The sequence below is a fragment of the Exiguobacterium sp. 8A genome (assembly GCF_902506275.1).
Taxonomy (GTDB): domain Bacteria; phylum Bacillota; class Bacilli; order Exiguobacteriales; family Exiguobacteriaceae; genus Exiguobacterium; species Exiguobacterium profundum.
Map to the genome: position 1 here is coordinate 2819445 of NZ_LR733630.1, position 22666 is coordinate 2842110.

Consider the following 22666-nt stretch of genomic DNA (forward strand, 5'->3'; position numbering starts at 1 on the left):
GAGGAATTTTACGTGTTTAATCGACTTTATCCGAAACAGTTCGTCGCGTCTGTGTTTGACATCGACCTACAAGAATTGAAAGACCGTGGGGTGCGCGTCATTTTGACGGACCTTGATAATACACTCGTGGCGTGGGACGTCCCACATGCGCCAGAGCTTTTATTGATGTGGCTTGAAAAAGTGAAATCATACGGTTTCGATGTGATTGTCGTATCAAATAATAACGAGAATCGTGTACGAACATTTACGGAGCCGCTCGGCCTTCATTATGTCGCTCGTGCTAGAAAACCATTACCATCTGGATTTAAAGCGGCACTCTCGAAATATGGGTACTCGCCGAAGGAAGCCATCTTCTTAGGGGACCAGCTGTTCACAGACGTTCTCGGGGCAAACATGGCAGGCATTCATGTCATTCATGTGCAACCGGTCGTTAAAACGGACGGACTCGTCACGAAATTTAACCGGATGCTCGAAAAAGTGGTCTTCGCACATATGAAGCGTCGTGGGAAGTATGTATTGATCACGAAAAAAGTGGAAGAACTTGCCGTTGACGCACAACGGGCAAAAGTCGCGGTCGCTGAAAAAATCGGTGAGGCCATGCATCCACGTTCCGAAGATTCACATAAAAAAGATGAATAAGACCTCGAACGCACAGGAAGAAGGAGGCTGCCCATGTACGGCGAGCAAGGCGTCGGAATTAACGCTTCAGGAGTAGCAGCGAGGTGCTACGGTGAATGAAGAAGGGGAAACCTGAACGGCAGTAAGTATAACTATGGAAGAAACAAAACGATATTGCGCTGGGTGCGGCGTAGCCATCCAAACGGAAGACCCGAACGGGGTCGGCTATGCACCGAAATCGGCACTTGACCGTGAGATTGTCATTTGCCAACGTTGCTTCAAATTGAAGCACTATAACCAAGTTCAAGATGTGGAGTTATCAGATGATGACTTCTTGCGCATCTTGAATGGTATCAGTTCAAAAGAAGCACTCGTCATCAAAATCGTCGACATTTTCGACTTCAATGGCAGTTGGCTTCCGGGTCTTCAGCGCTCAGTCGGGTCGAACCCGGTACTGTTAGTCGGAAACAAGGTCGACTTGTTACCGAAGTCGGTCAACCCGAACCGGATGGCGAACTGGATGAAGGCAGAGGCAAAAGAACTCGGCTTGAACCCAATCGACGTTCATTTGATCAGTGCGAAAAAAGGACATGGCATCGATGAACTCGCTGAAAAGATTGAGTACTACCGCAAAGGCAAAGACGTCTTTGTCGTCGGTTGTACGAATGTCGGGAAGTCGACACTCATCAACCAGGTGATCAAACGTTTCGGTGAAGAGGATGAAGCCATCATCACCGTCAGTCATTTCCCGGGAACGACGCTTGACTTGATCGACATTCCGCTCGACGATGATGCGAACTTGTACGACACACCAGGAATCATCAACCGTCATCAAATGGCACACTATGTCGATGCGAAAGATTTGAAGACGATCACACCGAAGAAAGAAATCAAGCCGCACGTGTTCCAGTTGAATCCGCAACAGACGCTCTATTTCGGCGGATTGGCACGTTTAGATTATCTTGAAGGAAATAAGCGATCGTTCGTCATTTATATGTCGAATGAATTGAAAGCACACCGTACGAAACTCGAACGTGCCGATGAGCTCTATGACCAACATATTGGGAAGATGCTCAACCCGCCGAATGAGAAGACACTCGAAATCTTACCGCCACTCGTCCGTCATGAGTTCAGCTTACGGGACGGCGTGAAAACGGATATCGTGTTCAGTGGTCTCGGTTGGGTCGCGATTCACGGAAAAGGTGGCCGTATCGCAGCATGGGCTCCAAAAGGCGTCGCAGTCACACTTCGCGAGGCGCTCGTATGAATCTGGCCGTCATCGGTCACCCGATTGCTCATTCGCTCTCTCCCCAACTGCACGAGCAGTGGTTGAGGGCGTCTGGGCTTTTCGGGCGTTATGAGGCCATCGATGCCACACCAGATCAACTCCCAGCCTTATTTGCGGCAATGCGAGAAGGGGACTGGGATGGATTCAATGTCACGATTCCCTATAAAGAGGTGGTCGTTCGGTATCTCGATGACCTTGACGAAGCGGCGAAACATGCTGGAGCCGTCAATACGGTGTATAAACGAGACGGGCGACTTATCGGGACGAATACGGACGGGGCAGGTCTTGTCCAAGCGCTGATGCCATACACAGACTTTACAGGGCGTGTCCTGATTGTCGGTGCCGGAGGAGCGGCTCGGGGGATTGTCCAAGCTCTCCCGACGCGTGACGTGACGATTGTCAATCGAACTGTGGAACGGGCAAAAGCGCTCGCCGACACGTTCGGAGTCGTCTACACGACGTTCGATGAGATGGACGTCTCTCGATATGATGTCATCATTCAGACCACTTCTGTCGGGATGGACGAGAGATCGACACCACTTTCATTAGAAGGATTACGACAAAACACGGTCGTTTGTGATATCATATATCGTCCACTTGTCACCCCGATGCTTCAAGAAGCGAAACGTCGCGGAGCCAAAGTTGTGACAGGTGTAGCCATGTTCGTCGGGCAGGGCGCGCTCTCGTTCGAGAAATGGACGGGCGTGAAACCGGACGAAACCGTTGGAAAAAAGTTAATCGAAGGATTATTGGAGGAATAATATACTATGTTATCAGGTAAACAAAAACGCTTTTTACGCGCAGAAGCGCACCATCTCTCACCAATCTATCAAGTTGGGAAAAATGGAGTCAGCGAAGCGATGTGTAAAGATATCGCCGACGCACTCGAGAAACGTGAATTGATTAAAGTTCAAGTACTTCAAAACTGCATGGACACGCCGAAAGATGTCGCTGGCGAGTTAGCTGAAGGCACACAGGCTGAAGTCGTTCAAGTGATTGGAAAAGTCATCGTCTTGTACAAAGAGGCGACCGAGAAAGAAAATCGCCAAATCAAACTCCCATGAGCCGAGTCGGCTTGATGGGCGGAACGTTCGACCCGCCGCATCTCGGACATCTGTTAATCGCGGAACAAGCGCGTGAACAGCTTGAACTTGATGAGGTGTGGTTCCTGCCGGCTGCGATTCCACCACATAAGGTCGGATTCAGCTCGGCAGACCACCGAATCGAGATGACGCGACGCGCCATACAAAATCAGTCCGACTTCAAGTTGAACTTGATTGAGTTTGAACGGAGTGAGCCGTCTTATACGGTCGAGACGATGAAACGGCTGATCGAACAGTATCCGAATGATGAATTCTACTTTTTGATTGGTGCCGATTCACTCGTTTCGCTTGAATCCTGGTATGACTATGAGACGCTCATCCGTCTTGTCACGTTCGGTGCGGTCGCACGGCCGGGGACACGTTATTTGATTCCGGAGAAGGCAGACGTCCGCGCGATTGACATGCCGCAACTCGAGATTTCATCGACGGACATCCGGGAACGGGCGAAACGAGGCAAATCCATCAAATATCTTGTCCCGACGCCAGTCGAGGAGTATGTGAAGGAGCATAAGTTGTATGACGTTTGAAGAAGCGCACGAGTTGATTAAACAGACGCTGCCAGAAAAACGCTATATCCATACGCTCGGTGTCGTCGAGACGGCGGAACGCATGGCGGTTCAATTCGGTGAAGAGGTCGAACAGGCTCGTCTTGCTGCCATGCTTCATGATTATGCGAAGTACTTTGACGTCGAAGAAATGCGTCGAGTCGTCGTGGAAGAAGGGTTAGACCCGAATCTACTTGAGTACGGGGACGAGCTACTTCATGCGCCGGTCGGTGCGATTTTACTTTCCCGTCAATACGACCTGGATGACGCGGTGCTCTCGGCGATTCGGAATCATACGACGGGAGAGCCCGGGATGTCTCGGCTCGACCAAATTCTGTTCGTGGCTGATGCCATCGAACCGAATCGGGATTATCCCGGCGTCGACCGGTTGCGGGCAGAAGTGGAGCGCTCGCTCGAAGCAGCGGTTGTCGCGACACTGAAACAAACGATTGAATTTTTATTGAAGAAGTCGGTGCGTATTTTTCCACTGACGATTGAAACGTATAACGATTTTGTGAATATACCTTAGGAGGGTCAATATGACTGCAAGAGAAGAATTAGAATTGATTGTTAAAGCGGCTGACGATAAACGTGCCGAGGAAATCGTCGTACTCGACATGGAAGGGATTTCGCCAATCGCGGATTACTTCGTTATCTGTCACGGGAACTCGGAGAAGCAAGTCGAAGCGATCGCACGTGAAATCAAAGACGTTGCTGGTGAAAACGGCTTACCACTCCACAAGTTCGAAGGAATGGACACGGCACGTTGGGTCCTCGCTGACCTCGAGAACGTCGTCGTCCACATCTTCCATCGTGATGACCGTGATTACTACAACCTAGAGAAATTGTGGGCTGACGCGCCACACGTCGAAGTGGAAGTCGGCTAATGGCTTACGAAGGATTCGCCTATGTATACGACGAGTTGATGAAAGACGCGCCGTATGATGAGTGGGTCGCTTTCGTGCGTCGTCACGTCCAAGATGGCGCGACACTCGCTGATGTCGGGTGCGGGACCGGGTCGGCGACGATTCGCCTCGCAGAATATTACGATGTCATGGGGATCGACTTATCCGAGTCGATGCTCGAAGTCGCACAAGAAAAGGCGCTCGAGGTCGAAATCGAGTTGCCGCTTTGGGAACAGGATATGCGTGAGTTGGAGTTACCGGAACCGGTCGATGCGGTGACGATTCTCTGCGACTCCCTTTGCTATTTGCGAGACGAGGCGGACGTGATTGATACGTTTGAATCTGTCTACAATCAACTCAAACCAGGCGGCTTGTTCATCTTTGATGTCCATGCTCCGAACAAGATGCAGACGCTCTTCAACCAAAAGACGTATGCGTCAAACGGAGAAGATTGCTCATATATTTGGTTTGCCGACCCGGGAGAAGCCCCGCTGTCGGTCGTTCATGACTTAACGTTCTTCGTCGCGCTTGAAGATGGGACGTATGAACGAATTGAGGAGACACATGAACAACGGACGTATGAACCAGGGCAGTACATGCAATGGTTGATTGGTGCCGGTTTCCATGTCAAATCAGTCACCTCTGATTTCACCGAACATGCACCAGGAGCGGATGCCGAGCGCATCTTCTTCGTTGCCCAAAAATAAGCAAATCCCCGATTCTGACGAATCGGGGATTTTTGTCGTTATGCTTCGTGGCTGAACTGCCACTGGACGCCGAACTGGTCTTCGAGCATGCCGTACGCCTTGCTCCAAAACGTCTCTTGAAGCGGCATCAAGACACGTCCGTTCACAGAGAGCGCCTCGAACTCACGATGGATGGCCTCGAGGTCGTCTGTGACGACAGCGAGCGTGACATTGTCCCCGAATGTGACCGGTCCGTCAGGCATCGCATCAGAAAACATGAGCGATGAGCCGTGAACCGCGAGTCGGGTATGCAGCACAAGATTGGCCATTTCACTCGGCACCGGTTGACCGTCTGGACCAGGTTGATCACCGAACGTCATGATGTCTGGAGCGGCGTGGTTGAACACATCGGCATAAAAGGTTACGGCGTCTCGACAATTCCCATTAAAGTTGAGATACGGATTGATCGGCATAGCAAGTTCCTCCTCGAATTCATAATATTAATTATAGAACGTATGTTCGTAAATAGCAAGAGAGTCCAACTAAATTCAATTGTGTGGTTGAACACGATTGAGAGTTGGGAATAGAGCATATAGAGAACAAACTAGACGAAAGAAGGCGAAGCATCATGAAGCTCACGAAAGGACGTATCCTCGAATTTGGATTCGTCTTGTTCATGGCGATCATACTTATCACATCAATCATTGAAGAATCATGGTTCGATGCGAGTGTAGCGGGGGCCGGAATCATTTCTGGGCTCATCCCGTTCTTCATTGAAAAGACGTTTAAAACAGAACTCGATGGCAAGATGAAGGTGGCGTATATCCTGTTCTTGTTTGCCTCCCAGTATTTAGGATCGATTGTCGGACTATACGGGAATGGTTGGTGGGACACGTTCCTTCATCTCTTAAGCGGAATCTTTCTCGCATTCCTTGGATTCGACTTCTTCAGTAGGCTCGATGATGACATTCGGACCGAGATCCCGAAACGATTTTTGTTCGTATACATTGTCGTCTTTTCCATGGCTGGGGCGGCGCTTTGGGAGATGTATGAATTCACATCTGACGTCGTCCTGAACACGACGATGCAAGGGAACGGGAATGACGATACGATGGTCGACATCATCGCGGGGTCCCTAGGCGGTATCTTGGCAGCATTTTTCGTCGTGACGCTCCATCAACGTGAAAAATCCAAACAAAAGAGACATATGAAAAAAAGTTCGTGATTCACGAGCTTTTTATTTGTAATCATTCTAATCTTTGATTAATATCAAAATTGTAATGATTATAAATAATGGGAGGCAATCATATGGATCAACACCGTCAACTAACTACTAACCAAGGCGTACCAATCGGGGATAACGCCAACTCCATCACTGCGGGTCGTCGGGGCCCGACGCTTCTCGAAGACTACCAACTAATTGAGAAATTAGCGCATTTCGATCGTGAACGAGTACCAGAACGTGTCGTTCACGCGAGAGGCGCAGGGGCGCATGGTGTCTTCACTGTAAAAAATAGTATGAAACGCTATACGAAAGCCGCATTCTTGCAAGAAGAAGGGCAAGAGACGCCTGTGTTTGCGCGCTTCTCGACCGTCATCCACGGATTAGGTTCACCGGAGACGCTTCGTGACCCACGCGGTTTCGCCGTCAAGTTTTACACGGAAGAAGGGAACTATGATTTCGTCGGAAACAACTTACCGGTCTTCTTCATCCGTGACGCGATTAAATTCCCGGACGTGATTCACTCGCTCAAGCCGGACCCACAAACGAATCTTCAAGACCCGGACCGCTTCTTCGACTTCATGTCGCTCACACCGGAATCAACGAACATGCTCGTGCATCTCTTCAGTGACGAGGGAATCCCAGCATCGTATCGCCACATGCGAGGGTCATCCGTCCATTCCTTCAAGTGGGTGAATGAATTCGGCAACACGGTGTACATAAAGATGCGCTGGGTACCGAAGCAAGGGATTCAAAACTTGTCGATGGAAGAAGCGGCGAAAATCCAAGCAGAAGACTTCAACCATGCGACACGTGATCTGTTCAACGCCATTGAAAATGGAGACTATCCGGAATGGGATCTATATGTACAGATTCTCGACCCAGCGGACATGGACAACTTTGACTTCGACCCGCTCGATGCGACGAAAGATTGGTTCGAAGATGTCATCCCGTATCAATTGGTTGGAACGATGACCCTCAACAAAAATGTCGATAACTTCTTCGCCGAGACTGAGTCTGTCGGTTTCAACCCAGGCGTCCTCGTACCAGGGATCCAGCCGTCAGAAGACAAGATGCTCCAAGGACGACTCTTCTCGTATTCGGATACGCAACGTTACCGCATCGGACCGAACTATCTCCAACTCCCGATCAACTGCCCGTTCGCTCAAGTCGCGAACAACCAGCGTGACGGGGCGATGCCGTTCAAGCAACAGACGAGCCCGGTCAACTACGAGCCGAACCGTTACGAAGACACGCCGAAGCCGAATGCGGACTATATCGAGACGCCGCAACCGATCACAGGCGTGACGGGTCGTCAGAAGATTGAGAAGACGAATGACTTCGGACAAGCCGGAGAGGTGTATCGTCGCTATTCTCAGGAAGAGAAGGATGCGCTCGTTCGTAACCTCGTGGCGCATATCAAAGAAGTTCGTCACGAGAAGACCGTTCTCCTCTTGATCTGCAACTTCTATCGTGCGGACCGTGAACTCGGAGAGCGTCTCTCGAAAGAGTTGAACGTCGATCTCGCACCATTCTTGAATCAAATGTCGAACTAAACACGTAACCGCGGTCTTACACCGCGGTTTTTTTCTATGCGAAAAGACGCCTCTCTCGTGGAGAAACGTCTCGTTCGTCATAGTTATTCCCCGACCATCCCGTCACCGTCTCGGTCGTCCATGTATTGATACAGCCAATGGTCACGCGTGATCGGCATCTCGAATCCGGCGTTCTTTGCTTCTTTGATTGTCACTTGTCCGTTTCCGTCAAGGTCGATATCGGATAATTCCCGTTCCTCGACTGGTTCCGTCGTCACTGCAGGAGGGGAATCATCCGTCAATCCGAGCGATTCGTTCACTTCCTCCGGATCCACGTTATCATACGTATCGGTGACCGTATTGCCCCGTACGGTATACGTGTATTGGTAGCGGGAAGGAATCTGAGTCGTCGTGTTCGGATAGGTGATGATGGCTTCGAAGTCTTTCGCCCCGCCAGCCTTCCGGATGACATCTTCCATGAATGCCTGGTCGCCGTAACGGTTGAGTGCGCTGTTTTGTGGCGTGATGTTATAGGCGTTCGAGACACCGCCAAGTGAATCGGCGATGATATGGCCTTCGTCGAGGTTAGGGTCTTCGACACCCGGAACTTTCGCCTCGTCTGCATAATAGCGTCCTGAAGAATTGACGTCTTCGGTCTCGTCGTTTTGAAGAATGATCTCATCAGCAATCACGCGAACCAGTTGACCGTGTTCGTTCGTGAACGCCCAGTACTCTCGGTCGCCAAAGCCGATATCAACGACGACATTCGCCTCCCGTGTGCCGGACTGATTGCCGCCATCGACCTCGATCTTCGTATAGCCTTCAAATACATCGCCTTCAGATTTAGGGGTCTCGGTGGTTTGTTCCTCTTGTACAGGTTCCTTTTCCACTGTTTCTTCGGTTGACATCGACGTCGAGACACTCACGTCGGCATCCGTGCAGCCTGAGAGGAATAGCACCCCAAGTAGGAATGGGATGTAAAATGGTATTCTTTTCATCTATATCGCTCCTTATTCGAAGTTACGCTATCGTATTTACTATGTAGCTTATAATGATAGCATAAGAAAACGAGATGTGAGCGTCCTCCCTTCAAAATGTGCCCGATGGATTCCTCTCATTTGTGGATTCAGATAGCTTATGCCAAGATTGAAAAAAAGGGGGAAGAACGTATGAACGAAGTGATTGAGACTTTATTGAACCACCGTTCCGTCCGCGATTTTACGGACGAGAAATTGACAGACAAACAAATCCAGACCATCGTCGAGAGCGCACAACGGGCATCGACGTCTAGCTTTATCCAGGCCTACTCCATCATCGGGGTGACCGATGAAGCGAAAAAGAAACGACTCGCTGAGATTGCGGGCAACCAGAATTACGTGGTCGAGAACGGTCACTTCTTCGTCTTTTGTGCGGATTTGCATCGCCATGAGGTGATTGGTGAACTGCAAGAAACAGAAGTGTCCGCAACACTTGAGACCGATGAGAAACTGCTTGTCGCTGTGATCGACGCTGCACTTGCCTCACAAAATGCGGCAGTGGCGGCAGAGTCGATGGGGCTCGGAGTCTGCTATATCGGTGGCATTCGGAACGACCTCTTTGCGGTGAAAGAAGTGCTCGCATTGCCGGAACGGGTCATTCCGCTCTTTGGCATGGCCGTCGGTGTACCGGCTTCAGTCGAAGATCAAAAGCCCCGTCTACCGTTCCATCATATCTACCATGAGAACGCATACGAGGCGAATCCAGAACGGATCAAACAGTCACTTTCGGATTACGACGCGTTGATCCATGATTACTACATGGTCCGGGGATCGAATCCGCGTAAAGACACGTGGACTGGCCAAATGGGACGCATGTTGTCGAAATCGACACGTCTTGACGTCAAAGACTTTTTGAAAGCACAAGGCTATTTGAAGCAATAAGATAAACCGCCGACAACTCTTTGTCGGCGGTTTTGTCATGTTCAATTCAATTGGGCGTCGAGCCAATTCTTGTCGATGGCACCAAATTGCTTCGCGATGATCACACCCGATTCATCGAGCACATACGTCGTCGGCATCGCTTGAATCCGATACGCATCTCCGACTTGGCCGTCACGGTCATAGACGACGGTAAATGCGTCTTCATACGGTTCGACGAACGAGACGGCATCGGCGGGGTCGCGTTCACTCGTCGTCGTGTTGACGGCGACGATGGTCACGTCATCTCGCTCTTTCGCGAACGCCGCCATATCCGGCATCTCCGCCCGACAAGGCGGGCACCAGGACGCCCAAAAGTTGACGACGACGCGCTGACCACGTAGTGAAGTTAAGTCGAATGTACTCCCATCGGTTCGCTGTAATTCGAACGAAGGGGGAATTTGCCCGATGTTCAAACCGGTTGACGCCGTCTCTGTCGTGACAGATTGTGTCGCTTTCTCTGGCAGGACAGCATTCACGACCGCGAGAACGACCAGGACTCCGACACTAATTTGAATCACTTTCTTTGAAGGGCGGGCGAGATAGACCGTCAATCCGAAGAGGACGAGGGCGATGACAATCATCCACCATTGAATCTGTCCGACCGCATATGACTTAAATAGCCAGATGCCGGATGCACCGCATACTGTCCAAAGAATGTTTCCACGAGTCGGTTCATGCATCCAGCGCCACGTCGTTCCGAGTAGCAGAAAAATGAGCATGGCGCTCCATAGATGAATCGGCTGGTCGGAAAGGTTCAAAATCGTCCCGTATACTGGAACCGCGAGTGTCATCCCGAACCAAATGAGGAGTCCGCTCAGCACCCAATACCCTAAAAGGTTCCGGTCGAGTCGATAGACGAACCAAAGGACGACAGCAGCTGCAATCCATTGAGACCATACGCCTCCTGTGGCATAAAGAGCGAGCGATAGGTCACGTGTCGTCAACAGACCGATGACGATGGCACTTCCTTTCCAGGCAAGAAAACCATAGAACCATGTCCCGATGACGGCTTCACGCTGTTTACTCGACAACCCGAGAAAGCGGAAGATGCCGTAAAGGACGGCAAGGCTTAGTAAAAAGATGAGTAAATCGAAACGAATGTTGAGTGGACCGATGGCGACCACGTCTTTCCCTCCTAAACAAAAGGCGCCCCTCTCAAAGCGGGCGCCATATTCATAGTCAGTATAGCATTACTTGATTTGTTGAGCGTTCAAGACAGTCTTCATCGCGCCGTAGCCACCGAGGATATTGTGGATATCTTTGTAGCCGAGCGATTGAAGGATACTTGCTGCCATGCGTGAACGGACGCCTGACGCACAATGCACCGCAATCGTTTGGTCTGTCGGAAGACCTTCGTGGTCACGTGCGAGCTTACCGAGCAAGATACGTTCTGCCTTTTCGTAATGGCTCGCGTTCCATTCTGTCGCGTTTCGAACGTCGAGGACGAACACGTCACCTTTTTCAGCAGCTTCAATCGCTTCTTCTGCCGTCACGTCCGTATACGTTTCCGTCAAAAGTGATGCATCGAGTTCTTCGGCTGGGACGATGAAGCGAAGACGGTCGAGACCGATTGATTGGAGGTCCGTTTGTACTTGATCGACGTTTTCTGCACTTGCGATAATCGTGATGTCTTTGTCGAAGTTGACGAGCCAGCCTGCCCAAGAAACGAACTTGTTGTTATACGGGATGTTGATTGTCCCTGGTACGTGACCATTTGCGAAATCTTCACCTTTACGTGTATCGACGACTTGCGTTTCTTCGACGAGTGTATCGAGCCGGTCCGACTCGACGACTTCAGGACGAGCGATGTCCGTTGTCTCTTGAATGCCTTCTTTGTTTACTTTCTTCATCATGGCGAAGTAGTTCGGCGGTTCTGGTTGATCCGTCGTCAATTCTTTGATGAAGGCATCTTTGTCCGTCATTTGAAGCGCCCAGTTCGTCGCTTTCTCGTAACCGACCGTCGATGTTGGGATCGCACCGAGTGCTTTCCCGCAAGCACTACCTGCGCCGTGTCCTGGCCAGACTTGAACGAAGTCAGGAAGTGCCATGAATTTTTTGAGTGAATCAAACATTTGTTCCGCACCGATTGCCGTCGTTCCTTTCACACCGGCTGCTTCTTCGAGAAGGTCAGGTCGACCGATATCTCCGACGAAGACGAAGTCTCCTGTGAAGATCCCCATCGGTTGTGTCTGGTTGCGGTCATAAAGAAGGAACGAAATATGTTCCGGTGTGTGACCAGGTGTGTGCATGACTTCGAGTGTCACGTTTCCGATCTTGAACGTGTCGCCTTCTTTGACGAGTTGTGCGTCGATTTCTTTCGCGAATGCATACTTCCAAGAAGCATCACCTTCGTCTGATAGATAGGCTTTCGAACCTGTGCGCTTCGCGAGTTCGAGTGAACCGGACACAAAGTCCGCATGGATATGCGTCTCTGCCGTTGCGACGATGTTCATGCCTTCTTTTTTCGCTTCTTGAAGATAAGGCTCGATGTTACGGGCCGGATCGATGAAGATCGCTTCTCCCGTCATTTGGCAACCGACCATATATGAAGCTTGTGCTAGTTTCTCATCATAAAAATAACGTAATAGCATATAAATTTCCCCCTATGAGTAAAGTAATCGTTTATTCGACTTCGCCTTGCCAGCTCATCATCCCACCGTCGACGTTCGTGACGTCGAATCCGAGTGAGTCAAGATAAGCAGATGCGTTCATGCTGCGTCCACCGGCTGCGCAAATGACGTGAATCGGTTTAGAGCGATCGAGCTCATCGACTTTTGCCCCGAATTCAGAAAGTGGTACGTTTTTCGCTTGTTTGATGTGACCTCCAGCATATTCATCCACCTCTCGTACATCGATGAGGTTGAGTGAGTCGTCAGCTTGAAGTAACGCTTCTAATTCAGTAGTCGTAATCGTCTTCATGAGTCTTTGATCTCCTTTTCATGGTTAAGGTTTTTGGCAACGAGAATGTTTCGTTGGCTTTAATATACCCCCTAAGGTATAATGAGCGCAAGTGAAAAGAATTGGAGGGGAAAATATGAAGAGGATTTCCTTATTTGTCGGAACTTTGGCTGTTATCGCAATTTTTATCTTTGTAATCACATCAGGAAAGGATGAAATTACGAAAGTTGACGTCGAAACTCTACAAAACAAATTGGAAAACAAGGAAATAACGCTTCTTGATGTACGCGAAGTATCGGAATACGATGGGGGGCATATTGAAGGGTCGGTGAATGCACCACTTTCTTCATTAGATGCAAACCATCTGCCGTATCCGAAAGACGAACCAATCTATGTGATCTGTCGGAGCGGTAACCGAAGTGCCCAGGCGGCTAGTCAATTACAGGATGCCGGCTATACGGAAATCTATGACGTATCAGGCGGGATGATGGCTTGGGAATCGATTGAATAAGTAGAGAAGACGAAAACAAATGGAGGAGTCAATATGGAGTTCGGGTTTATCATTACAATCTTTCTAATTGGATTTATCGGGTCGTTCATTTCAGGGATGGTCGGAATTGGCGGGTCGATTATCAAATATCCGATGTTGTTGTACATCCCACCGCTTTTAGGATTTGCTGCTTTTAGCGCACATGAGGTTTCAGGAATTAGCGCCATTCAAGTGTTCTTTGCAACAATCGGTGGGATTTATGCCTATCGTAAAGGTGGATATTTAAACAAACAGTTAATCCTCTATATGGGTGTGTCGGTCTTAATCGGAAGCTTCATTGGAGGGTACGGGTCGACGATTTTATCGGAGACGATGATCAATGTCGTATATGCCGTACTCGCAACGATTGCGACAATCATGATGTTCTTGCCGAAGCCGCAAGTAGACGACATGCCACTTGATCAAGTGCAGTTCAACAAAGTGATTGCGGCAAGTTCAGCATTCGTCGTGGGAATTGCGGCAGGAATCGTCGGGGCAGCGGGAGCCTTCATTCTCATGCCGATCATGCTTGTCGTCTTACGCATCCCGACGAAGATGGCGATTGCGAGTTCCCTCGCCATCACCTTCATCTCGTCGATTGGCTCGACGTTCGGTAAAATCATCACCGATCAAATTGTCTGGGGTCCGGCCATCATTATGATTATCGCGAGCCTGATTGCCGCTCCAATCGGGGCGAATGTCGGGAAGAATATGAATACGAAAGCACTCCAATGGATTTTAGCGCTACTCATCTTAGCGAGTACCATCAAAATTTGGAGCGACTTAATCGCATGAAAAAATCACGACGCCTATTTTCTGGCGTCGTGATTTTTTACGTTACTTCGTAATGAAATAGTAGAGAAGTCCGAGCCCGATAAACGAGACAGGGAGCAAGATGATGTAGAGCCAAGAAACCATCGACCAGCTCTTCTTTTGGTTGTACGTGGAGCGGTCTTTCCCGAGCCCGACCATAATAGTGAAAATCATTGCAATTAAACAGACGAGCAAGGCTAATCCGATTGTTAGGTACAAAAACATCACACCCTTTACTGACCGTTATAACTTAAGAATAGCGTGAACTACTCGCCACTTATTTGCTTCGCAAATTGAAGGGGGAGCTTCTTGGGAAGATCGTACTTTTATTAGCCACGATTATTTACCAAGCTCGTCGGGGGGTTCCCACCCTGAAGGAATTCGTTTTAGTTTGCCAACATCAACAGATTGATGCTCGCGTTGATGTCTCGATCATGATGAACACCGCAATGAGTACACGTCCATTCACGAACATCCATCGTCTTCTTCTCGCCTTTGACGCCACAAGAAGAACAGATCTGCGTCGATGCGAACCAGGGGTCTGCCTTGATGAGCGTCCGTCCGTAGAACTTGCATTTGTATTCCAACTGTCGGACGAACTCGTACCAACTGACATCCCCGATGGACTTCGCTACCTTGTGATTCTTCATCATGTCCTTCGACTTCAATGTCTCCACGACGATGACTTGGTTCTCGTCAACGATCCGTCTCGACAGCTTGTGAAGGAAGTCCTTGCGTTGGTTCGCGATCTTTTCGTGTTTCTTGGCCAAAAGTAACTTGGCTTTTTCACGATTCTTACTCCCGATCTTCTTGCGTGACAAAGCGCGCTGCGCCTTCTTGACCTTCGCTTCGGACTTCCGGATGAGTCGGGGGTTGTCAATCTTCTCCGAGACCATCGCGTCGTTCGTCATGACGGCGAAGTGTTTTAGGCCGAGATCGATTCCGACCTTGTTCTCGGCTGGGATCCACTTTTCCTCATCTTGATTGACGAGGATGGAGATGAAGAACTTGCCCGTCCTCGTCATCGAGACCGTCGCCGACTTAATGATTCCCTCGAACGGGCGATGTTGTTCGAACTTCACGAAGCCGATTTTAGGCAGTCTCACCTTGCCGTTCTCGATGCGGATCGTGCCGTGCTGGTTGTTCGTCGTGTAGGAGGCGCGCGACCGCCGTCTCGATTTGAACAACGGGAAGCCGCCCGTCCCGGCGAAGAACTTCGCGAACGCGGTGTCGAGGTTCAGCTTCGCGTTCGCGAGCGCGAGGCTGTCCGCCTCGGCGAGGAACGGGAACAGGCGCTTGTAAGAGGCGGGTGTCGCCGGTTTCCGTCTCGTCCCGTCCCCCGCTTTCGCCTCCTCGCGGATGGCGATGCGGTCCTCGAGCAGCTTGTTGTAGATGAACCGTGCGCAGCCGATCGTCTTGATGAGGAACTCTTCCTGTGCCGGCGTCGGGTGAAGCCTATATTTATAGCCTTTCAGCATGTCCGTCCCTCCTCCCTTCCGAAGATCGTGATGTGTCCTCCTCATCCGATACCCGTGGAGGGGGAGGGAGAATATGACATAATCACGAACTTTCGTTCGTAATTATGTCATAGGGAGAGAAGACTTTTGGACCGGGCGATTCATCTCCCACCTACGCTGGGCTACGCCCCGAGAAGCTTAGAGGAGGGAGAATTCTCGCCTGATTTAGTTAAAAGAAGAGCTTGAAAACGTTCTAAATGTTGGGATTTTGTGACCACGCTGATTACTATAAATCACTTTTGAATGTGACTCATATATTCAGACACAGGAGATATTTCAATTCCCAGTGCTTCATCGATAATCGTCAAGGCACTTTCGTGACGTTTGGATGTTTCTGCCGCCACACAATCACGAGGTACATATATATCATAGTCACGCATATATGCATCATTGGCAGAAAAGAGGATACAAATATCCGTCGCGACTCCGGTTAAAATCAATTTCGTCACGTTTAACTGACGAAGTAAAATATCTAACTGAGTTCCAAAGAAAGTGGAGTGCCTTGGCTTTATAATAAAATACTCTTCATCTTCCGGTTCGATTTGCGAGGCAATATGTTCACCCTTAGAAGCTTTTACATACTCAATGATGTCTTCCGTGCTATCTTTCCATTGTCCGAAGTTATCATTACAATAAATGACGGGCAAGTCCAACTCTTTAAAATGCTTTTTAAGCTCGAGAATCGGTTCAACAATCGCTTCCGTATGTTTACGTAGCATGTCGCCACCTTCAAAATCAAAATCATTGAACAAATCAATAATGAGTAATGCCGTCTTAGACATAGAAATACCTCCTTACTATAAAACTCCTATAGCAAAGAGGTACCACTTTTTCATTTGAAGTATGCTTATTCCGCGAACGTTTTACTGCGGAACATAAATGCCGTGATGAGATAGAAGGCGATGATATGAAGGGCGACATAGAAAATCGAGAAGCCCATCGTAGCGTCCATCGCTTTCATAAACTCTGGGTTGACGTCATAGATTGAAAGGTCTGTATGCAAGAAGACAATCCATTTCGCAAGCTCAGGTTTCCAAGCAACGAGAAGACCGCCGATGATACTTGAGGCGAAGTTTGCGAGTACCGTGAAACCGATGACGACGCCGACCGACTTGAAGACGACCGAGAACATGAGCGTCAAGAAGATGATGAAGATCGGTCCGCTCACACTGATGAGGATCGGACGGACGACATCCCATGTGACAGAGCCATCTAACGTGAGTGAGAACCCGAACGCGACGACTAAGATGAAAATGAATTGAAGCAACATGACGAGGACGGCCATGACGAGCTTCGACAATAAGATGCGGTCGCGAGAGTACGGGCTCATCAACAGGTGTTTCAACGTATCAAATTTCAATTCGTTCCCGACCATCTCTGCCGTAAAGACAATCGTAAAGATACTCAAGAAAGCGATGGCACCCATCGTTGAAAATTCAAAGAACGATGCCGCTTCTGGTGTCCCTTCACCACTGGCCAATACAGCGTATACGATGAGGATGATTGCCGTATACACGCCTAGGGCGACGTATGGTTTAATCGTACGACGCCATTTCATCCATTCATTGCTGAGTAATGAACGCATTGTTCGTACCTCCTTCTTTTTTCGTCAATTTCAAGAATTGTTCTTCGAGCGACTCGTGTTTCATACCAATCTGATAGACGGCGATATCGCGCTCGATTAATTGTTTCAGTAAGACCGGAATGTCTGTCTCTTGACGCGGTACGATAAACGACTCGGCAGACTGCTGGACGATTTTCACATCATCGAAGGCGAGTGCTGCGACGTCAAGTGCCTCGTTCATCTGCTCCTTGGCAACTTTACAGAGGATGACGCTGTCAGCCTTCGTCTGTCCGTCTTCCACTGACTTGATTTGTCCTTGGTCAATGATTGCGAAACGGTCGGTGATCAATTCCATCTCGCTCAATAAATGGCTCGAGATAAGGATGGCGATTCCGCGGTGGTCCGCAAGGTGGCGTAAGTAATTCCGAAGGTCGGCGATCCCAGCTGGGTCAAGACCGTTCGTCGGCTCATCTAAGATGAGCACTTTTGGGTTATGCAACAAGGCACGGGCAATCCCGAGGCGCTGTTTCATCCCGAGTGAGTACTGTTTGACTTTCATATCGAGCTTTCCGTCGAGTCCGACGAGGGCACCGAGTGCATTCAAGTCGACTTTTTTCAAGTTCGGAATCAAGTTCATCGCATGAATCAAGTTTTCCCGGCCCGTCATGTACGGATAGAATGCAGGATTCTCGACGATGGCCCCGATTCGGCTGAGCGCTTCTTGGCGGTTGTTCGCCACGTCATACCCATCGACTGTCACGGTCCCGTGCGTCGCAGGCATGAGGCCTGTGATGATTCGAATAGTTGTCGTCTTCCCGGCGCCGTTCGGTCCGAGGAATCCGAAAATTTCTCCTGGAACGACGTCAAAGCTGACATTTGTCAATACCGTTGCTTTTCCCATCTTTTTATGGACATTTTGTACGGATAACATGTGGTCACCTAGCTTTCTGTTAAGAGTAATAGTGTAATGCCTACACTCCCTATTACGGGGCTGTTTGAAATAAGGTTTCATCTTTTTTTGAAATTGTTGAAACAAATACATCAAGACACAATTTATCGATAAGCAAAACTTATTGAAATAGTATGGACGAATTGTGAATTTGTAAGGGTCTTTCTGCGACGAAAGGTGTAGTATGAAGTTGAGCGTAAGAGGCAAGATTTGGTTTTGTTCACCAGGGTAGGAGAAAGGTGAACTGCTTCGGGCTACATGTTAAAATGAAAGCGTTCACAGATTGGACGTTTAGGAATGGATAAGGGGGATTTATTCAATGGGAGAGTCGTCGAATGTTCACGAGAAATCGCAAGCATTTTATGGTCCTAACTTAGGCTACATCATTGAACTGTACGAACAATATTTGGAAGACCCATCATCGGTCGATGAAGAAACGCGTCGATATTTTGACGAATTTGGGGCACCGGAAACGTCGTCACCGACAGAAGTGCCGGTCTCGGGTCCATCGTTTGATTTAGAGAAGGTCGTCTCGGCGACACGGCTCATCAACGACATCCGTGCTTTCGGTCATAAAGCAGCTGATATTTATCCACTAAAAGATCACCCGCGCGAGCAGGAGTTATTCGAACTGTCACGCTATGATTTGACAGAAGAAGACTTAAAACAAATTCCAGCCCGCCTATTATCAGACGATGCACCAAAACCAAACGCGAGCGCCTTGGAACTATTCCGTCACTTGCTTGACGTTTATACAGGAACGGTCGCCATCGAACTCCGTCACTTAGATGACATGGAAGAGAAGAAGTGGATTCGCCGTCAAGTCGAGCAAGGGGCGTTACAGCAAACCTTCTCGAAAGAAGAAAAAATTGAGTTATTCAAACGTTTGGCTGAAACAGAACTGTTTGAATCATTCCTTCATAAAACATACGTCGGACAAAAACGCTTCTCGATCGAAGGATTGGATGCGATGGTGCCACTTCTCGATGCGATGGTCGGAGGCCTCATTTCGAGCGGTTCGGAACATATCAACATCGGGATGGCCCACCGTGGACGTTTGAACGTACTTGCCCATGTTCTCGGCAAACCATACGAAATGATTTTTGCGGAGTTCCAGCACGCACCGAACAAAGAATTGATTCCATCTGAAGGGTCAATCGGCATCAACTTCGGTTGGTCAGGTGATGTGAAATATCACCTCGGTCTTGACCGGAAAGTGGTCGAACAGCAAAAAGAAGTCCGTCTCAACTTGGCGAACAACCCGAGTCACCTCGAGTTCGTCGGGTCGGTCGTCGAAGGATACACGCGTGCCGCACAAGATGACCGTTCTGAAAAAGGATCGGCTGTACAGCACGACGATTTGGCAGCCTCAATCTTGATCCACGGAGACGCGGCCTTCCCAGGACAAGGTATCGTCGCGGAGACACTCAACATGACGAACTTGACGGGTTACCGTACAGGTGGGACGGTTCACGTCATCGCCAACAACACAATCGGTTTCACAACGGACCCGAACGATTCACGGTCGACGCGTTACGCAAGTGATATCGCCAAAGGCTACGAGATTCCGGTCTTCCATGTGAATGCGGATGATCCGGAGGCATGTGTTGCCGTCGCGAAGTTGATCAGTGAGTATCGTGCCAAGTTCCATAAAGATATCTTGGTCGACTTGATCGGGTACCGTCGTTACGGTCACAATGAAATGGACGAACCGATGAACACGAACCCGGTCCTTTACAAAGCCATCAAAGGACACCAGTCTGTCCGTCACGTCTATGCCGCACGACTTGAGGAAGAAGGCATCATGACGAAAGATGAGAAAGCGCAAATTGAACAAAAAATCGAACAGGCCTTGAAGGCAGCACGTGATCTCGTTCCTTCTGAAGAAGAAGATGCAGATATCGTATTACCGGATGCGGTCCATAAAGGATTCCCGAAAGTCGACACGAGCGTCGAACGGGAATTCCTCACGCAATTGAACGAAGAGTTACTGAACTGGCCGGAAGGCTTTGGTGTCTTCCATAAGCTTCAAAAAGTGCTCGACCGTCGCCGTGACGCGTTCAGCGAAGGTGGGAAAATTGACTGGGGTCATGCGGAAACGCTCGCCTTCGCGTCGATTCTTTCAGATGGTACGCCGGTCCGCTTGAGCGGTCAAGATTCAGAGCGTGGAACGTTTGCCCAACGGAACATCATGTTGAACGATGTCGAATCAGGTAAAAAATTCTCGCCACTCCATGAGTTGTCGACGGCGAAAGCATCATTCTCGGTCTATAACAGCCCGCTCTCAGAAGGTTCGGTGCTAGGATTTGAATATGGCTATAACGTATTCGCACAAGATACACTCGTCCTATGGGAAGCACAATACGGTGACTTCGCGAACTCGGCGCAAGTCATGTTCGACCAGTTCATCTCGGCGGGACGCGCGAAGTGGGGTCAAAAATCAGGCCTCGTCATGCTCTTGCCGCACGGTTACGAAGGACAAGGGCCGGAGCACTCAAGTGCACGTATGGAACGCTACTTGACACTTGCCGGGGAGAAAAACTGGACAGTCGCAAACCTTTCGTCTGCGGCACAATACTTCCATATTCTCCGTCGTCAAGCAGAGATGCTCGGGAAAGAAGAGATTCGTCCGATGATCATCATGACACCGAAGAGTCTGCTTCGTCACCCGCTCGCCACGTCACCAGTCGAGGCGTTTACGGAAGAGAGCTTTAAACCAATCGTCGAACAGCCAGGTCTCGGGGAGAACACAGAGAAAGTCGAACGTCTTGTTTTCTGCACAGGGAAAATGGCGATCGATCTCGCGGAAGCGGTCGGCAAGTCAGAAGAGTCACTCGACTTCTTGCATATCGTCCGTGTCGAAGAAATTTACCCGTTCCCGGTTCGTGAGATTCGTGATGTCATCAGTCGTTATCCGAACGCGCGTGAAATCGTCTGGGTTCAAGAAGAACCGAAAAACATGGGGGCTTGGACATATATCGAGCCTCGTTTAGAAGCGGTCACAACGAACCGACTCGATGTCCGTTATATCGGCCGTCGCCGTCGTTCGAGTCCGGCTGAAGGGAATCCGACAGCTCATAAACAAGAACAAGCACGCATCATCCGTGAAGCACTCTCTCGTGACGTCGTCTCGAGCGGTGCAGGCACGAGCACATATCAAAAAGATCGTAAATAAGTTAAGGGGGAACTCATTGTGATCGAAATCAAAGTACCGGAATTAGCAGAGTCCATTACGGAAGGAACGGTCGCGACATGGCTCAAGCAGCCAGGCGACCAAGTCGAAAAAGGGGAAGCAATCGTCGAGCTCGAGACAGATAAGGTCAATATCGAAGTCCCAGCTGACGAAGCGGGTGTGTTAGAAGAACAACTTGCCGGAGAAGGGGACACGGTTCAAGTCGGTGAAGTCATCGCACGTCTCGGTTCAGGTTCTGGTGGCGGAACGGCTGTCGCGACGAAGACGAAGACGGAAAACGCGACAGAAACGAAAACAGAAGCACCGACTGAGAAAAAGACAGAGTCTATTGAAGAAGGCAAGAAAGTCGAGAAACGTGAAGAGCACGTGGCGAGCCCGGGTAAAGGACCAATCGCGACACCTGCTGCACGCAAGCTCGCTCGAGAGAAAGGTATCGACCTTTCAGCTGTCCAAACGAACGATCCAATCGGTCGCATCAACGTCCATGACGTTTCAAAACATGAAGACAAACCAGCCGTGAAAGAGCAGAAACCAGCGGCTGCCACTCCGGCACCACAACCGGCAGCGAATGGGAAAGAAGAAGAGCGCATCAAAATGACACGTCGTCGTCAAACGATTGCGAACCGCCTCGTCGAAGTGCAACAGACGGCAGCGATGCTCACAACGTTCAACGAAATCGATATGTCGGCGGTCATGGCACTTCGTAAACGTCGCCAAGAGAAGTTCGTGAAAGACAACGATGTCAAACTCGGCTTCATGTCGTTCTTCACGAAAGCAGCAGTGGCAGCTCTCAAGCGGATGCCTTACTTGAACGCTGAAATCCAAGGCAACGAAATCGTCTTGAAGAAATATTATGATATCGGGATTGCCGTCTCGGCTCCAGATGGTCTCGTCGTTCCGGTCGTCCGTGAAGCGGACCGCAAAAACTTCGGGGAAATCGAGAAAGATATCCTTCACCTCGCGGACAAAGCGCGTAACAACAAGCTCGGGTTGAGTGATTTGACAGGTGGTACGTTCACGATCACAAACGGTGGCGTGTTCGGTTCACTCCTCTCAACACCAATCTTGAACGGACCGCAAGTCGCTATCCTTGGGATGCACTCGATTCAACTCCGTCCAGTCGCCATCGATGCGGATACAATGGAGAACCGTCCGATGATGTACGTGGCACTCTCGTATGATCACCGAATCGTAGATGGTCGTGAGGCTGTGACATTCCTCAAGCACATCAAAGACATGATTGAAGATCCAGAACAATTGTTGTTCGAAGCGTAAGAACAGGAAGTACTCGCTCCTATTTAGGGGCGAGTGCTTTTTTATGTCAGGTTTTAGAAAAAATCTTA

25 protein-coding genes are annotated in these 22666 nt (G+C 49.6%); 15 read left to right on the forward strand and 10 right to left on the reverse strand.

What is annotated here, in order from left to right:
* Positions 1 to 12: 12 nt before the first annotated feature.
* The 8 genes from GVY42_RS14790 (at position 13) to GVY42_RS14825 (ending at position 5166) form a co-directional block, all read left to right on the forward strand.
* Positions 13 to 639 (forward strand): YqeG family HAD IIIA-type phosphatase, encoded by a 627-nt coding sequence (locus GVY42_RS14790; RefSeq protein WP_015880994.1) that lies wholly within the window; start codon positions 13 to 15, stop codon positions 637 to 639.
* Between the two features lie 133 nt (positions 640 to 772).
* Positions 773 to 1885, forward strand: coding sequence for a ribosome biogenesis GTPase YqeH (gene yqeH, locus GVY42_RS14795; protein ID WP_015880995.1), 1113 nt, complete (start codon positions 773 to 775; stop codon positions 1883 to 1885).
* Positions 1882 to 2667, forward strand: coding sequence for a shikimate dehydrogenase (gene aroE, locus GVY42_RS14800; RefSeq protein WP_159561904.1), 786 nt, complete (start codon positions 1882 to 1884; stop codon positions 2665 to 2667). The genes yqeH and aroE overlap by 4 nt, the downstream gene beginning before the upstream one ends.
* 6 nt (positions 2668 to 2673) lie before the next feature.
* Positions 2674 to 2970 (forward strand): ribosome assembly RNA-binding protein YhbY, encoded by a 297-nt coding sequence (gene yhbY, locus GVY42_RS14805; RefSeq protein ID WP_015880997.1) that lies wholly within the window; start codon positions 2674 to 2676, stop codon positions 2968 to 2970.
* Positions 2967 to 3536, forward strand: coding sequence for a nicotinate-nucleotide adenylyltransferase (locus GVY42_RS14810; RefSeq protein ID WP_159561905.1), 570 nt, complete (start codon positions 2967 to 2969; stop codon positions 3534 to 3536). Before yhbY ends, GVY42_RS14810 begins: the two co-directional genes overlap by 4 nt.
* Positions 3526 to 4083: a bis(5'-nucleosyl)-tetraphosphatase (symmetrical) YqeK gene (yqeK, locus tag GVY42_RS14815; RefSeq protein ID WP_159561906.1), complete on the forward strand. Its 558-nt coding sequence runs from the start codon at positions 3526 to 3528 to the stop codon at positions 4081 to 4083. The genes GVY42_RS14810 and yqeK overlap by 11 nt, the downstream gene beginning before the upstream one ends.
* Before the next feature lie 10 nt (positions 4084 to 4093).
* Positions 4094 to 4441, forward strand: coding sequence for a ribosome silencing factor (gene rsfS / locus GVY42_RS14820; RefSeq protein ID WP_015881000.1), 348 nt, complete (start codon positions 4094 to 4096; stop codon positions 4439 to 4441).
* Positions 4441 to 5166: a class I SAM-dependent methyltransferase gene (locus GVY42_RS14825; RefSeq protein WP_031421255.1), complete on the forward strand. Its 726-nt coding sequence runs from the start codon at positions 4441 to 4443 to the stop codon at positions 5164 to 5166. Before rsfS ends, GVY42_RS14825 begins: the two co-directional genes overlap by 1 nt.
* A 38-nt stretch (positions 5167 to 5204) precedes the next feature.
* Here the strand turns inward: GVY42_RS14825 and GVY42_RS14830 are convergent, their stop codons facing one another.
* Complete coding sequence (locus tag GVY42_RS14830) at positions 5205 to 5618, reverse strand: VOC family protein (RefSeq protein ID WP_159561907.1); 414 nt, start codon at positions 5616 to 5618, stop codon at positions 5205 to 5207.
* Positions 5619 to 5773: 155 nt separating this feature from the next.
* Here GVY42_RS14830 and GVY42_RS14835 point away from each other — a divergent pair, with 155 nt between their 5' ends.
* On the forward strand, positions 5774 to 6370 hold the full coding sequence (locus GVY42_RS14835; protein WP_074037627.1) for a hypothetical protein: 597 nt from the start codon (positions 5774 to 5776) through the stop codon (positions 6368 to 6370).
* 83 nt (positions 6371 to 6453) lie between these two features.
* On the forward strand, positions 6454 to 7923 hold the full coding sequence (locus GVY42_RS14840; protein WP_159561908.1) for a catalase: 1470 nt from the start codon (positions 6454 to 6456) through the stop codon (positions 7921 to 7923).
* A gap of 83 nt (positions 7924 to 8006) precedes the next feature.
* Here GVY42_RS14840 and GVY42_RS14845 read toward each other — a convergent pair whose 3' ends face one another.
* The gene (locus GVY42_RS14845; protein ID WP_159561909.1) at positions 8007 to 8900 is read right to left on the reverse strand and encodes a DNA/RNA non-specific endonuclease; all 894 of its coding nucleotides are present in this window, start codon (positions 8898 to 8900) and stop codon (positions 8007 to 8009) included.
* Between the two features lie 171 nt (positions 8901 to 9071).
* Here GVY42_RS14845 and nfsA point away from each other — a divergent pair, with 171 nt between their 5' ends.
* Positions 9072 to 9821, forward strand: a complete 750-nt coding sequence (gene nfsA, locus GVY42_RS14850; protein WP_159561910.1) for an oxygen-insensitive NADPH nitroreductase — start codon at positions 9072 to 9074, stop codon at positions 9819 to 9821.
* Positions 9822 to 9862: 41 nt separating this feature from the next.
* On the opposite strand, the gene GVY42_RS14855 is transcribed toward nfsA, so the two are convergent.
* The 3 genes from GVY42_RS14855 to GVY42_RS14865 form a co-directional block, all read right to left on the reverse strand.
* Complete coding sequence (locus GVY42_RS14855; RefSeq protein WP_159561911.1) at positions 9863 to 10984, reverse strand: TlpA disulfide reductase family protein; 1122 nt, start codon at positions 10982 to 10984, stop codon at positions 9863 to 9865.
* 66 nt (positions 10985 to 11050) lie between these two features.
* The gene (locus GVY42_RS14860) at positions 11051 to 12451 is read right to left on the reverse strand and encodes a rhodanese-like domain-containing protein (protein ID WP_159561912.1); all 1401 of its coding nucleotides are present in this window, start codon (positions 12449 to 12451) and stop codon (positions 11051 to 11053) included.
* Between the two features lie 31 nt (positions 12452 to 12482).
* Entirely contained in the window at positions 12483 to 12779 is a 297-nt protein-coding gene (locus GVY42_RS14865) for a rhodanese-like domain-containing protein (RefSeq protein ID WP_015881009.1), read from the reverse strand.
* Between the two features lie 115 nt (positions 12780 to 12894).
* On the opposite strand from GVY42_RS14865, the gene GVY42_RS14870 reads away from it, so the two are divergent.
* Entirely contained in the window at positions 12895 to 13269 is a 375-nt protein-coding gene (locus GVY42_RS14870; protein WP_159561913.1) for a rhodanese-like domain-containing protein, read from the forward strand.
* 33 nt (positions 13270 to 13302) lie between these two features.
* The gene (locus GVY42_RS14875; RefSeq protein ID WP_159561914.1) at positions 13303 to 14082 is read left to right on the forward strand and encodes a sulfite exporter TauE/SafE family protein; all 780 of its coding nucleotides are present in this window, start codon (positions 13303 to 13305) and stop codon (positions 14080 to 14082) included.
* Positions 14083 to 14124: 42 nt separating this feature from the next.
* On the opposite strand, the gene GVY42_RS14880 is transcribed toward GVY42_RS14875, so the two are convergent.
* From GVY42_RS14880 to GVY42_RS14900, 5 genes are all read right to left on the reverse strand, one after another.
* On the reverse strand, positions 14125 to 14325 hold the full coding sequence (locus GVY42_RS14880) for a hypothetical protein (RefSeq protein WP_159561915.1): 201 nt from the start codon (positions 14323 to 14325) through the stop codon (positions 14125 to 14127).
* 161 nt (positions 14326 to 14486) lie between these two features.
* On the reverse strand, positions 14487 to 15578 hold the full coding sequence (tnpB, locus tag GVY42_RS14885) for an IS200/IS605 family element RNA-guided endonuclease TnpB (RefSeq protein WP_159561916.1): 1092 nt from the start codon (positions 15576 to 15578) through the stop codon (positions 14487 to 14489).
* 272 nt (positions 15579 to 15850) lie between these two features.
* Positions 15851 to 16399: a cysteine hydrolase family protein gene (locus tag GVY42_RS14890; RefSeq protein WP_015881013.1), complete on the reverse strand. Its 549-nt coding sequence runs from the start codon at positions 16397 to 16399 to the stop codon at positions 15851 to 15853.
* Between the two features lie 65 nt (positions 16400 to 16464).
* The gene (locus GVY42_RS14895) at positions 16465 to 17202 is read right to left on the reverse strand and encodes an ABC transporter permease (RefSeq protein ID WP_031421269.1); all 738 of its coding nucleotides are present in this window, start codon (positions 17200 to 17202) and stop codon (positions 16465 to 16467) included.
* Positions 17180 to 18112 carry an ABC transporter ATP-binding protein gene (locus tag GVY42_RS14900; protein WP_074037619.1) on the reverse strand — a complete coding sequence of 311 codons (933 nt, stop codon included), beginning with the start codon at positions 18110 to 18112 and terminating at the stop codon, positions 17180 to 17182. Before GVY42_RS14900 ends, GVY42_RS14895 begins: the two co-directional genes overlap by 23 nt.
* Positions 18113 to 18449: 337 nt before the next feature.
* On the opposite strand from GVY42_RS14900, the gene GVY42_RS14905 reads away from it, so the two are divergent.
* Both GVY42_RS14905 and odhB read left to right on the forward strand, forming a co-directional pair.
* On the forward strand, positions 18450 to 21305 hold the full coding sequence (locus GVY42_RS14905; RefSeq protein WP_159561917.1) for a 2-oxoglutarate dehydrogenase E1 component: 2856 nt from the start codon (positions 18450 to 18452) through the stop codon (positions 21303 to 21305).
* Between the two features lie 18 nt (positions 21306 to 21323).
* Positions 21324 to 22598, forward strand: coding sequence for a 2-oxoglutarate dehydrogenase complex dihydrolipoyllysine-residue succinyltransferase (gene odhB / locus GVY42_RS14910; protein WP_159561918.1), 1275 nt, complete (start codon positions 21324 to 21326; stop codon positions 22596 to 22598).
* Positions 22599 to 22666 lie beyond the last annotated feature (68 nt).

What these genes read in the sequence shown, in the direction of transcription:
- yqeH (WP_015880995.1), top strand. Translation starts at nt 773, where the DNA reads ATGGAAGAAACAAAACGATATTGCGCTGGGTGCGGCGTAGCCATCCAA.
- aroE (WP_159561904.1), top strand. Translation starts at nt 1,882, where the DNA reads ATGAATCTGGCCGTCATCGGTCACCCGATTGCTCATTCGCTCTCTCCC.
- yhbY (WP_015880997.1), top strand. Translation starts at nt 2,674, where the DNA reads ATGTTATCAGGTAAACAAAAACGCTTTTTACGCGCAGAAGCGCACCAT.
- GVY42_RS14810 (WP_159561905.1), top strand. Translation starts at nt 2,967, where the DNA reads ATGAGCCGAGTCGGCTTGATGGGCGGAACGTTCGACCCGCCGCATCTC.
- yqeK (WP_159561906.1), top strand. Translation starts at nt 3,526, where the DNA reads ATGACGTTTGAAGAAGCGCACGAGTTGATTAAACAGACGCTGCCAGAA.
- rsfS (WP_015881000.1), top strand. Translation starts at nt 4,094, where the DNA reads ATGACTGCAAGAGAAGAATTAGAATTGATTGTTAAAGCGGCTGACGAT.
- GVY42_RS14825 (WP_031421255.1), top strand. Translation starts at nt 4,441, where the DNA reads ATGGCTTACGAAGGATTCGCCTATGTATACGACGAGTTGATGAAAGAC.
- GVY42_RS14830 (WP_159561907.1), bottom strand. Translation starts at nt 5,618, where the DNA reads ATGCCGATCAATCCGTATCTCAACTTTAATGGGAATTGTCGAGACGCC.
- GVY42_RS14835 (WP_074037627.1), top strand. Translation starts at nt 5,774, where the DNA reads ATGAAGCTCACGAAAGGACGTATCCTCGAATTTGGATTCGTCTTGTTC.
- GVY42_RS14840 (WP_159561908.1), top strand. Translation starts at nt 6,454, where the DNA reads ATGGATCAACACCGTCAACTAACTACTAACCAAGGCGTACCAATCGGG.
- GVY42_RS14845 (WP_159561909.1), bottom strand. Translation starts at nt 8,900, where the DNA reads ATGAAAAGAATACCATTTTACATCCCATTCCTACTTGGGGTGCTATTC.
- nfsA (WP_159561910.1), top strand. Translation starts at nt 9,072, where the DNA reads ATGAACGAAGTGATTGAGACTTTATTGAACCACCGTTCCGTCCGCGAT.
- GVY42_RS14860 (WP_159561912.1), bottom strand. Translation starts at nt 12,451, where the DNA reads ATGCTATTACGTTATTTTTATGATGAGAAACTAGCACAAGCTTCATAT.
- GVY42_RS14865 (WP_015881009.1), bottom strand. Translation starts at nt 12,779, where the DNA reads ATGAAGACGATTACGACTACTGAATTAGAAGCGTTACTTCAAGCTGAC.
- GVY42_RS14870 (WP_159561913.1), top strand. Translation starts at nt 12,895, where the DNA reads ATGAAGAGGATTTCCTTATTTGTCGGAACTTTGGCTGTTATCGCAATT.
- GVY42_RS14875 (WP_159561914.1), top strand. Translation starts at nt 13,303, where the DNA reads ATGGAGTTCGGGTTTATCATTACAATCTTTCTAATTGGATTTATCGGG.
- GVY42_RS14880 (WP_159561915.1), bottom strand. Translation starts at nt 14,325, where the DNA reads ATGTTTTTGTACCTAACAATCGGATTAGCCTTGCTCGTCTGTTTAATT.
- tnpB (WP_159561916.1), bottom strand. Translation starts at nt 15,578, where the DNA reads ATGCTGAAAGGCTATAAATATAGGCTTCACCCGACGCCGGCACAGGAA.
- GVY42_RS14890 (WP_015881013.1), bottom strand. Translation starts at nt 16,399, where the DNA reads ATGTCTAAGACGGCATTACTCATTATTGATTTGTTCAATGATTTTGAT.
- GVY42_RS14895 (WP_031421269.1), bottom strand. Translation starts at nt 17,202, where the DNA reads ATGCGTTCATTACTCAGCAATGAATGGATGAAATGGCGTCGTACGATT.
- GVY42_RS14900 (WP_074037619.1), bottom strand. Translation starts at nt 18,112, where the DNA reads ATGTTATCCGTACAAAATGTCCATAAAAAGATGGGAAAAGCAACGGTA.
- GVY42_RS14905 (WP_159561917.1), top strand. Translation starts at nt 18,450, where the DNA reads ATGGGAGAGTCGTCGAATGTTCACGAGAAATCGCAAGCATTTTATGGT.